This window comes from Streptacidiphilus melanogenes (assembly GCF_000787835.1).
Classification (GTDB): domain Bacteria; phylum Actinomycetota; class Actinomycetes; order Streptomycetales; family Streptomycetaceae; genus Streptacidiphilus; species Streptacidiphilus melanogenes.
Window position 1 is genome coordinate 1 of sequence record NZ_BBPP01000012.1, and the last position, 10,802, is coordinate 10,802.

General features: G+C 73.5%; 10 protein-coding genes and 1 pseudogene. 8 read left to right on the plus strand and 3 right to left on the minus strand.

The window, feature by feature from the left end; genetic code table 11:
* A partial coding sequence (locus TR49_RS15560; protein WP_042382112.1) for an Ig-like domain-containing protein occupies positions 1–448 on the plus strand: 448 nt, incomplete at its 5' end.
* 61 nt (positions 449–509) lie between these two features.
* Here TR49_RS15560 and TR49_RS15565 read toward each other — a convergent pair.
* Positions 510–1,814, minus strand: coding sequence for an MFS transporter (locus tag TR49_RS15565; RefSeq protein ID WP_042382114.1), 1,305 nt, complete (start codon positions 1,812–1,814; stop codon positions 510–512).
* Positions 1,815–1,951: 137 nt separating this feature from the next.
* Here TR49_RS15565 and TR49_RS15570 point away from each other — a divergent pair, with 137 nt between their 5' ends.
* Together TR49_RS15570 and TR49_RS15575 are read left to right on the plus strand one after the other, a co-directional pair.
* Entirely contained in the window at positions 1,952–2,887 is a 936-nt protein-coding gene (locus tag TR49_RS15570) for a LysR family transcriptional regulator (RefSeq protein ID WP_042382115.1), read from the plus strand.
* A 48-nt stretch (positions 2,888–2,935) separates the two neighbouring features.
* Positions 2,936–3,793 (plus strand): class I SAM-dependent methyltransferase, encoded by an 858-nt coding sequence (locus tag TR49_RS15575; RefSeq protein ID WP_042382118.1) that lies wholly within the window; start codon positions 2,936–2,938, stop codon positions 3,791–3,793.
* A gap of 82 nt (positions 3,794–3,875) precedes the next feature.
* Here TR49_RS15575 and TR49_RS15580 read toward each other — a convergent pair whose 3' ends face one another.
* Positions 3,876–4,130, minus strand: a complete 255-nt coding sequence (locus TR49_RS15580) for a hypothetical protein (protein ID WP_042382120.1) — start codon at positions 4,128–4,130, stop codon at positions 3,876–3,878.
* A gap of 276 nt (positions 4,131–4,406) precedes the next feature.
* Here TR49_RS15580 and TR49_RS15585 point away from each other — a divergent pair, with 276 nt between their 5' ends.
* The 4 genes from TR49_RS15585 (at position 4,407) to TR49_RS15600 (ending at position 8,021) form a co-directional block, all read left to right on the plus strand.
* The gene (locus TR49_RS15585; RefSeq protein WP_042382122.1) at positions 4,407–5,375 is read left to right on the plus strand and encodes a DUF4331 family protein; all 969 of its coding nucleotides are present in this window, start codon (positions 4,407–4,409) and stop codon (positions 5,373–5,375) included.
* A 70-nt stretch (positions 5,376–5,445) separates the two neighbouring features.
* Complete coding sequence (locus TR49_RS15590; protein ID WP_042382123.1) at positions 5,446–6,036, plus strand: hypothetical protein; 591 nt, start codon at positions 5,446–5,448, stop codon at positions 6,034–6,036.
* A 74-nt stretch (positions 6,037–6,110) separates the two neighbouring features.
* Positions 6,111–6,695, plus strand: a complete 585-nt coding sequence (locus tag TR49_RS15595) for a TetR/AcrR family transcriptional regulator (RefSeq protein WP_042382124.1) — start codon at positions 6,111–6,113, stop codon at positions 6,693–6,695.
* Positions 6,696–6,836: 141 nt separating this feature from the next.
* Complete coding sequence (locus TR49_RS15600; protein WP_042382125.1) at positions 6,837–8,021, plus strand: GDSL-type esterase/lipase family protein; 1,185 nt, start codon at positions 6,837–6,839, stop codon at positions 8,019–8,021.
* Positions 8,022–8,045: 24 nt separating this feature from the next.
* Here the strand turns inward: TR49_RS15600 and TR49_RS15605 are convergent, their stop codons facing one another.
* Complete coding sequence (locus TR49_RS15605; RefSeq protein WP_042382127.1) at positions 8,046–8,831, minus strand: thioesterase II family protein; 786 nt, start codon at positions 8,829–8,831, stop codon at positions 8,046–8,048.
* 369 nt (positions 8,832–9,200) lie between these two features.
* On the opposite strand from TR49_RS15605, the pseudogene TR49_RS43835 reads away from it, so the two are divergent.
* Positions 9,201–10,802, plus strand: a pseudogene (locus TR49_RS43835) (PAS domain-containing protein); the annotation flags it as partial.

The window sequence follows — 10,802 nt, forward strand, 5'->3', positions numbered from 1 at the left end:
GGGCGGCGCCCTCTTCAAGGGCCTCGTCGCCCTCGACGGCGCGGGCGGCGGCGGTGGAGCCGGTGGTGGGGCAGGCAGCAGCTACAGCCTCACCCCTGCCACGTTCGAGAACAGCCAGCGGCTCGGGGACGGCCTGGTGACCATCCGGTACACCGTGAAGGCGGCCAGCAGCACGACGCTGACCTCCAGCTCCGATCCGTCGCAGCCCGGGCAGACGGTCACCTACGTCGCCAGGGTGTCGGGCGCGGGTCCCGCCAGGCCCACCGGTGTGGTGACCTTCGCCGACGGTGGCACGCCGATCGGCACGGTGGCGCTTTTCCCCGACGGTGTGGCCCTCCTGACGCAGACCTACAGCAGCGCGGGCAAGCACACCATCACCGCCACCTATGGCGGCGACCGCGACTACGAGGGCAGCGCCAGTGCCGCGCTGACCCAGACGGTCCAGTGACCGGTACCGGCAGACCGTCGGCGACTCACCCCTCGTCGGCGACCCACCCCTGAGGACGCGTTCAGGCGCCGCTCGGAGCCGGTTCCGGCTCCGGGGCGGTGAGCGGCGCCGCCGTGCGACGGGGCAGCAGGAGCGGGCTCGCCAGCAGCAGCACCCCGGCCAGGGCGAGGGCCGGGCGCAGCCCGAGCGTCGAACCGAGCACGCCCCACACCGCCGTCAGCGCGGCGGTCGACGCCTTCGTCGTCACCGTCCAGGCGCTCAGCGTGCGGGTGACGCGGTCGGTGGCGGTCCGCTGCAACCGGTAGGTGGCGTAGACGGGGTTGAAGACGCCGCAGCAGAAGATCAGCCCGAGCTCGACGCCGACGACCAGCAGCAGACCGCCCGTCCCGGGACCGATGAACGCCAGACCGACCGGCCACAGCGCACGCAGCGCCCCGGACGCGATCAGCACCTGGCGCTGCCCGAAGCGGGCGACCAGCGGACGGGCCAGCCGGGCGCCCACCAGCCCGCCGATCGACGGTGCGGCGAAGGCCAGGCCGTACTGCCACGGGGCGAAGCCGAGCCGGCCGAGCATCAGCACGGCCAGCAGCGGCTCGGCGGCCATCACCAGGCCGTTGAAGACGGCGGTGTTGAAGAACAGCGGACGCAGGGCCGGGTCGGCCAGGATGTACCGCCAGCCGTCGAGGAGGTCACCGGCGCGCATACGCGCCGCCGCGCGACGCTCGGGCACCGGCTCCGGCTCCGGCCCGCCCGTGGCACGGATGCCGAGCGCCGACAGCAGGTAGCTGAGCGCGTCCGCGACGACGGTGGCCACCGGCCCGAGGAGCCCGATCATCGCGCCGCCGAGCGGTGGCCCGACGATCGTGGTCGTCCAGGCCGTCGACTCGAATCGGGCGTTGGCGACCAGCAGGTCCTCGGCCGGCAGCAGCGTCTTGAGAAACGCGCCGGAGGTGGACCGGAAGGTGATGTCGGCCGCGGCCACGACGACCGAGACCGCGAGCAGTTGGACGAAGGAGAGCGCGCCGAGCGCGAACGCCACGGGGATCGTCAGCAGCGCCGTGAACCGCGCCAGATCCATGGCGATCAGTACCGGCCGCTTGCGGCGGAACTCCACCCACGGCCCGAGCGGCACCGCCACGGCAGCACCCACCGCCGCCCCGGCGGACGACAGCGCCGCGACCTCCGTCGACCCCGCGTGCAGCACCCGGATCGCGATCAGCGGGAACGCGCCGAAGGCGAGCCAGGTGCCGAGGGCGCTGGTCCCGTAGGCTCCCCAGAGCCACCCGAACCGCCGCCCGAGCCGGTGACCGCTCCGGTCCCCGTTCTGGTCCAGGTTCCGGTCCCCGCTCCGTTGGCCGTCCTTCACGCCCGCCGCCCCTTTTCCTTCTCGCCCGCACAACCGATCCGCGATCGAGAGCATCAAAGCGAGCACCCGAGCTGCGGAGCAAACAACCACGAGACCGGCGTGCCACAACCATCGGTTGTGCCCGTAGGCTGGCGGGCATGGATCTCGACGCCGTCCGGACCTTCGTCGTCGCCGCCGACGCGGGCCGGTTCCAGGAGGCGGCCGCCGAGCTGGCGGTCAGCCAGCAGGCCGTCTCCAAGCGCATCGCCGCGCTCGAACGCAGCCTCGACGTGCGGCTGTTCACCCGCACCGCGCGCGGCGCCCAGCTGACCATCGACGGGCAGGCGTTCCTGCCGCACGCCCGCGAGCTGCTGCGGGTCGCCGAGCGGGCCGTCGCGTCCGTCCACGCCGCCCGCCGACCGCTACGCGTCGACGTGATCGCCTCGCGCAGCGCGCAGTCGGCCCTCATGCGCGGATTCCACCGCGCGCACCCCGAGATCGACCTCGACGTCGTCATGCTCTTCGACGTCGAGACCGCCGTCGGCGCCCTCCGGTCCGGCGTGATCGACGCGTCCTTCCGCGCCGTCGCCATGCCGGGCGCGCCGCTGCCCGACGACATCGAGTCGGTCCGGGTGCTCGACGAGCCGCTGCAGCTGTTCACCGGCCCCGGGCACGCGCTCGCCTCCGCCCGGTCGGTGCCCCTCGCCCAGCTCGTGGGCCACCGGATCTGGATGCCCGGCATCGTCCCCGGCACCGAGTGGGCCGCCTACTACGACGACCTCGTCGCCGAGTTCGGCCTCACCATCGAGGCGACCGGCCCCAACTTCGGCTCCGACGCCCTGCTGGACACCATCGCCGACACCCCGGCGCTGGCCACCTTCATGGGCGAGCACTCCCGCCTCGTCTGGCCCACCGGCCACGGCCTGCGCCGCATCCCGGTGACCGATCCGACGCCCGTCTACCCGCACTCGCTGCTGTGGCACCGCGACAACCCCCACCCTGCGCTGGCCACCCTCCGCGCCCACCTCGCCGCCACGTCGCCCGCCGCCGACGCACCCGGCACCTGGACCCCCGACTGGGTGCGCCGCCACTAGACGTGCCTGGGCTGCGATCATTGGGCCTTGACGGAGTGGGGTTCGGGGATGGCCATCGGCGACTGGCAGTGGGACGAGACGCTGTTCGCAGGCGCGGCACCGTACTACCGGCGTGGGCGCCTCCCGTACGCGCCGGGTCTGACGCGGGCACTCGGCGACGTGCTGGCCCTCGACGGCCGCGGCCGTCTCCTCGACGTCGGCTGCGGCCCCGGCACCCTCGCCCTGGACCTCGCCCACCTGTTCGCCGACGTCGTCGGCGTGGACCCGGATCCGGGCATGCTCTCCGAGGCCGAGCGGCTCGCGCGCGAGGCGGGCGTGAGCGCCCGCACGAGGTGGATCCGGGCCCGCGCCGAGGAGCTCCCCGCCGGCCTCGGGATCTTCGACGTCGTGACGTTCGGTCAGTCGTTCCACTGGATGGACCAGGAGCGCGTCGCCGCACACGTGCTCGACCTGCTGCGGCCCGGCGGGGCCTTCGTCCACGTCGCGGACCTGAAGAGGGAGAACCGGAGCGGCGGCGGGCTCCCGTACCCGCCCGTGCCCCACGCGGCCGTCGACGCCCTGGTCCGCCGCTACCTCGGGCCGGTCCGGCGCGCCGGCCGGGGCACCCTCCCGCACGGGACGCCCGGTGGCGAGGCGGAGGTCATCGGCCGGGTCGGCTTCGCCGGTCCGCAGCGCCTCGTCGTCGCGGGCGGTCAGGTACTGGAGCGCAGCAGCGACGACGTGGTCGCCCAGGTGTTCTCGCTGTCCTCCTCGGCCCCGCACCTCTTCGGCCCACGCCGCGCCGCCTTCGAGGCGGACCTGCGCGTCCTCCTGGCCCAGGCCTCCCCGAACGGCCGTTTCTCCGCGCGCCAGCCGGGCACCGAGGTCCGTGTCTGGCGCAAGGAGCCCGCCTCGCCGCCGTCCTGACCGCGCGTCCGCCCCCGTCACCGCCGCCCGGGCAGCCGGGCTGCCAGGGGAGCATGCGGCGCACCGACGGTGCGCGCCCGGATCATCCGGAGATGTCCTCCAGGACCTCCAAGGGGGAACCCACGGGGTGAGCCTGCTTCAGCGGCTCGGTCAGGTGGACGACATAAGGCCCGTTGCCCCGGCAGCTGTCGATGCTGACCACCTCGTCGTCGATCCGGGCCCGGCAGGGGACGGGCACGGGCTCGGTGATGGGGAGGTTGTGGTTGCGCCAGTGGATCGGGTCGGTCGGGTGCGCCGTGGTGACGGGTGCGACGGCTGAGGCGAGCACGGGGTTCATGGCCGAGCAGCGTACGCGTCCGAGGTGTCGCTGGGGAGTCCTCAGAGATGGACTTTTGCCTGGTGAGACGCCTGTGACGGGTGCATGGCGGAAGTCGTGCGCGGAACTCCTCCCTGGCGTCGGGAAGTTGGGTTTCCGGCCCGGAGGGGCTCGGCGATCGGGTGATCCAATCGTGACTCGCCGTCCACCGCCGCGTCGTTTCGCGTGACGGATGGCAGCATCGCGAGAGCTGGTCCGGAGCGCCGGCCCGGGGGGTCCTGACGACGAGGAGAGACCGTGTCCCACCACCTCAGCGGCCCCGACCTGCGTTCGCCCAAGGGCGACGCGCGACTCGACATGACCGACCTGTTCGTCTTCCCCTCGGTCGACCCCGGGCGCACCGTCCTGATCATGAACGTCAACCCGTTCGCGCCCACCCAGGGCGAGGCCTTCCACCCCGACGCCGTCTACCGGATCAACGTCGACACCGACGGCGACAACCAGGCGGACCTCGCCTACAGCTTCGTCTTCTCGCCGCCGCGCAACGGCCACCAGACCGTCACCGTCCAGCGTGCGCACGGCGAGGACGCGCGGCGGCACGAGGCGAACGGGCAGGCCGTCATGTCGGACGTGGCCGTCGCGCTCGGCCGCGTGCCGAGCGTGGTGCAGAGCGGCGGCTACCGCTTCTTCGCGGGGCTGCGCAGCGACCCGTTCTTCGCCGATCTCGACGGCATCGTGAACGGCTTCCAGTGGACCGGCCGGGACTTCGGCATCGACAAGAACGTCTTCGGCATCGTTCTGGAGGTCGACGACGACGAGCTGGGCTCCGGGCCGATCGGCGTGTGGGGCCGCGTCAGCGTGCGCGAGGGCGACCGGCTCGTCTCGGTGGACCGGGGCGCCCACCCCTCCCTGACCGCGTACTTCAACGCCGAGGACGTCAAGGAGGCCTACAACGCGGGCGAGCCCGCGGACGACTGGGACGCCTACCGCGAGGCCTGGACCGCCGTCCTGGCGCACACCGGCGGCTACGAGGCGGCCGAGGGCGAGCAAGCGCTGCGCACCGTGCTGCCCGACGTGCTGCACTACGACCGCACCCGCCCCGCCGCCTACCCGAACGGCAGGACCCTGATCGACGACGTCACCTCGGCCCGGCTGACAATGATCTCCAAGGGCAAGATCACCGACGATCACATCCCGCCGCACACCGACCTGCTCACCGTCTTCCCCTACCTCGGGCAGCCGCATCAGGTGGCTCCCAGGCCCTGAATTCCTTCGATCGGGTGGTGACGTCCGGCGTCGGTGGTGTTGCCCGCCGGGCGGGTACTACGGTCACGGCGTGATCGCGGACCTGACGCCGGCCGACCTGGTGGCGGACCCGACCGACTGCCTGCCCATCTTCGAGGAGCGCGTGCGCGCGGAGCAGCGTCGGCTGGCTCTGCTGCAGGAGGTCGTCCGGGAGCTGAGAGGGATCGAGGAGGCCCGCAGTCGACTGCAGGCACTCCTCGACGGTGACGCTTCGGGCGTCGAGGGGCCCGACGACACGCCGGTGTCAGCCCTGGGGATGCCACGGGCGCGCGTCTCGCTGGTGCACCAGCCCGGCCCCCGGCCCGGGGGAGCGGCACGGTCGTCGGGCGTGTCGGGCGTGTCGGGCCCGTCCAGGTCGGAGGCGGGGCGGCGCGGGCGCCCTGGGCGTCATCTGGACCGGGCGCTCGAGGTGTTGGCGGCCGAGCCGGACCGGCGCTTCAGCGCGCCCCAGATCGCGGCGCAGATCGGCGCCGACGCCGACTGGCTGCGGTTCGTCCTGCACAGCGCCGCCAACCGGGGCCTGGTGATGCGTCACTCGCAGGCCCGTCCGATGGGCGGGCGCGGCCGCCCGGTGGTGATCCAGTTCAGCGCGGCCCGCCCGGAGCTCCCGAGCCGAGCCTGATAGCCTTTGCCTATTTGCTAAAGCTTATAGGCAGATGCATACTGGCCATAGCTTAATGAGGAAAGGCTGAAGCTATGGCTCGCGTGGGACTGAGTGCGGAGCGTCTCGCTCTCGCGGGTGCGGAACTGGCCGACGAGGTCGGCTTCGAGCAGGTGACCCTCTCGGCGCTGGCCCGGCGCTTCGACGTGAAGGTCGCCAGCCTCTACTCGCACCTGAAGAGTTCGCACGAACTCAAGACGCGCATCGCGCTGCTCGCACTGGAGGAGCTCGCGGACCGCGTCAGCGACGCCGTCGCCGGGCGCGCCGGACGCGACGCCCTCGCAGCCTTCGCCGACGCCTACCGCGACTACGCCCGCCGCCACCCCGGTCGCTACGACGCCGCCCGCTTCCGGCTCGACCCGCAGACCGCGGCGGCCAGCGCCGGCGTGCGGCACGCGCAGATGACGCGGGCGCTCCTGCGCGCCTACGACCTCGACGAACCCGGCGAGACGCACGCCGTGCGGATGCTGGGCAGTGTCTTCCACGGCTTCGTCAGCCTCGAGGCCGCGGGCGGCTTCAGCCACACCCCCGTCGACGCGCAGGCCTCCTGGGAGTGGACCATCGACTCCCTCGACACCATGCTGCGCGCCCGCGCCGGCGGTTCCGAGACGACGGCCTGACGCCGTCGTCCGGCAATGCCAAGCCGCGCCAGGCAATGCCAAGCCGCGCCAGGCAAAGCCATGCCCTGCCACGCCGTGAAATGCCACGCAGCGCAGCGCCATGCCGCCGCGACCACACCACCCCCGACGAGAGCCCGAGCCATGCCCGACGACGCCCCCAGCCTGATCACCACCCCCGTCACCGAAGACCTGCTCCGCGGGCACCTCGACGTGGAGCACACCGCCCACGGCCTGCTGCCGCACCGCCTGCCCGCCTGGGCCCGGCGACAGCTTCCCGACGAGCAGTTCGCGATGGTCGAGGCACAGCCGTCCGGCGTGCGCCTGGCCTTCCGTACTCGCGCCACCGTCGTCGAGCTCGACGCGCTGCCCACCAAGCGGGCCTACCTCGGCCTGCCGGCCCCCGCCGACGGCGTGTACGACCTGCTGGTCGACGGCCGGCTGACCGCGCAGACCGGTGTCCCCGGCGGCAACGTCCGCGTCATCGACATGTCGACCGGCGCGGCCGAACTGCGGGAAGGCCCGTCCGGGACGGCCCGGTTCGCCGACCTGCCGCCGCAGCAGAAGCACGTCGAGATCTGGCTGCCCCACAACGAGACCACCGAGCTGATCGCGCTGCGCACCGACGCTCCCCTTCTTCCGGCGTCGACCCATCCCGCGCCGGACGGTGGCCGCAGGCGGTGGCTGCACCATGGCAGCTCCATCAGTCACGGTTCCAACGCCGCGAGCCCGACCACGACCTGGCCCGCGCTCGCCGCCGCCGAAAGCAGCGTCGACCTGGTCAACCTCGGCTTCGGCGGCAGCGCCCTGCTCGACCCCTTCCTGGCGCGCACCATCCGCGACACCCCGGCCGACCTGATCAGCGTCAAGATCGGCATCAACATCGTCAACGCCGACGCCATGCGCCTGCGCACCTTCGGGCCGGCCGTCCACGGCTTCCTCGACACCATCCGCGAGGGCCATCCGACGACGCCGCTGCTGGTCGTCTCCCCGCTGCTGTGCCCGGTCCAGGAGGACACCCCCGGCCCGCTCGCGCCCGACTTCAGTTCAGGAACGCTGCGTTTCAAGGCCACCGGGGATCCGGCGGAACGCGCGGCCGGGCGCCTCACCCTGACCGTCATCCGCGACGCGCTCGCCCGGATCGTCGCCGACCGCGCGGGCGACGACCCGAACCTGCACCACCTCGACGGCCGCCTGGTCTACGGCCCCGCTGACCACGAGGAGCTCCCGCTCCCCGACGCGATCCACCCCGACCCGGCCGGCCACCGCCGCATCGCGGCGAACTTCGTCCGACACGCCTTCGGCCCCGGCGGCCCGTTCGCGAGCTGAGCAGGCCCCGACGCTGAGCGGGCGCTACCGGGGGATGGGCCCCCGCAGTTCGGAGGCGACCGTCGTGACAACGGGGTCGGCGGACTCCTGCGTCAGATAGAAGTGGCCGCCGGGGAAGGTGTACTGGGTCGTCGGGCCCGCTGTCACCTCGGCCCAGCGCGCCACCGCGGGCGCGGTGGCGTGGTCGTCCGCACCGCTCATGAGCGTGAGCGGGCAGTTGAGCAGGGGTCCGCCGGGCGGGGTCGTGCGGAAGGAGTCGCAGAGGCGGTAGTCGGCGCGCAGGACGGGGAGGATGTGGAAGAGCAGCTCCGGCTCGGCCAGGACCTCCTCCGGGGTGCCGCCCATCTCGCGCAGGTCGGCGACCAACTCCGCGTCGCTCCACTCCGAGCGCCCCGCCTTGGGCGGCTCGGTGCCGGGCCCGCCCGCGCCGCTCAGCAGCAACCGCTCGGGCGCCGGGTCCCCGAGCCGCGCGGCCGTCAGGGCGACGCCGTAGGCCAGCATCGCGCCCATGCTGTGACCGAGCAGCGCGTAGGGGCGGCGGTCCGCGCCGAACCACGGCCGCAGCGCCGCGTACAGGGAGGAGACCGCCACGTCGTAATTCGCCAGCAGTGGTTCGCGGAAGCGGGACTCACGGCCGGGCAGGCTGACGGCCGAGACCTCGATGTCGGCGGGGAGTTGGGTCGCCCAGGGGCGGTAGAAGTTCGGCCCCGAGCCCGCCGGGGGGAAGCAGAGCAGGCGCAACCGGGCGGCCGGGCGCGGGGACACGGTCTGCAGCCAGGGAGCGGACGCGGTGCTGAACGGAGTGAACATCGAGTGGGGCGTCCTTGGGCGGTCGTCGGATCGCGGGCGTCGGCCGGGCCCGAAGGTCTCCCGGGCCCGTAGTGATCATGCCTCACGGGCGGGTCCTGCTGTCCCAGGGTTCGGCCAACACCATTGTCGGCGGCCGCGGGTGGCGTGCAGGCAACGACCGGTCGACGGGGAGGGGCCGGACGCCGGCGCGCCGGGGGGTCCGTACCGGTCCCGGGCGCGCGACGCCTGCCTCGGAAGATTACGATCTGCTACTTGCGCGGTCACAGCAGTGCAGGTTAATGATGTTTTGTGCAGAGACGTCACCGCGGGGCTTCCACGCACCGTGACCGCGGTGCGCTGTCCGAGCGGCAGACGCGCGGCGTGCGCAGGATGTTCTCGGTCCGGACCCTCGCCGGACGGATGTTCCTGACCGAACTGCTCATCGTGCTGCTGCTCGTCGTCGCCGGAGTGACCGCCATGGTGCTGCAGGCGCGCTCCAGCACCGCCAGCGACGCCCGCCGGGTCACCAGGGGGGTCGCCGAGTCCTTCGCCAGCGCACCGGGCCTGGCCCAGGAGCTGCAGAGCCCGCATGCGTCCGCGCTGCTGGAACCGCGCGCAGAGGCGGTCCGGCAAGCCACCGGGGTCGACTCCGTCGTGGTGTTCAACACCTCCTACGTGCAGCTGACGTCCCCCTACCCGGACTACGTCGGCCGTCCCTACCAGCCCCCCTCCTACGTCACGCAGAACGTGCTGCCCAAGCTGTTCGCCGGGCAGACCGTGACCTTCCAGCTCAACGAGCCGGGCTTCAACTCGATCGCCACCGCCGTCCCCGTCTTCGACGCCGCGCACAAGCCGCTCGGCGCGGTCGTCGTCAACATCACCGTCGGCCGGGTGAACGCGCTGGTGGACACGCACCTGCCGGTGCTGCTGGGCGGCGCGGCGGTCGCGGTGCTGCTGGCCGCGGCGGGCACGGCGTGGGCGTCCCGTCGGCTGCAGCGGCAGACGCGCGGGCTCGGGCCGACGGAGCTGGCGCGGATGTACGAGCACCACGACGCGGTCCTCCACGCCGTGCGCGAGGGCGTGCTGATCATCGGCGACGACGACCGGCTCATCATGGTGAACGACGAGGCCCGCCGCCTGCTCGACCTGCCGGCCGACGCCGAGCAGCGGCCCGTGGCCGCGCTCGGGCTCGACCCCGCCACGACGGCGCTGCTGACCTCGCCCGAGAGCGAGGAGATCACCGACGGCATCCACCCGGCCGGCGGTCGGCTCCTCGCGGTGAACAAGCGCCCTACGGCGCCCTACGGAGGCCTTCCGGGCTGCGTCGTCACCCTGCGCGACACCACCGAACTGCACGACCTCACCAGCAGGATCGAGGCCGCCGGGCACCGGCGGCAGCTGCTGTACGAGGCGGGCATGCGCATCGGCCGCACCCTGGACATGACCCGCACCTGCGACGAACTCGCCGAGGTGGCGATCGGCGGTGGGTTCGCCGACTCCGTCACGGTCGACCTCGTCGACGCGGTCACCCGCGGCGACGAACCCCCACAGGATCTCGGCGCCGCCGCCCGGCTCCTGCGCCGCACGACGCTCCTCGACACCACCCCCGCACCGGGCGAGCCGGTGCCGGAGGGAGCGGCAGCCGGCGACGGCGCGCCGCAGGGCGGACACGTCAGCGGGCCTGCGCTCGGCGGCTCCGCAGCGGAGCGGGCCGTGCCAAGGGGCGACACAGCCGGCGGTGGTGGGCCTGGCGGCGCGCGGACCGGTGGATCCGGGCTCGCGGGTGCGGATCTCGGCGGCAGTGCGCCAGAAGCTGGGGATTCCGGCGGTGCCGTTCTCGGGGGCTCTGTGCCCACGGGCGGCGCAGCGGGTGACGGGCCGTTCCCGGGCGGCGGTCCCGTCGGCTCCGCGCCGGAGCGGCCCGCGCCGGCGCGGGCCGTGCGCGGGCGGGCTGCGCCGGTCGGGGCGGCGGTGACCGTGGCGGCGGGGGGG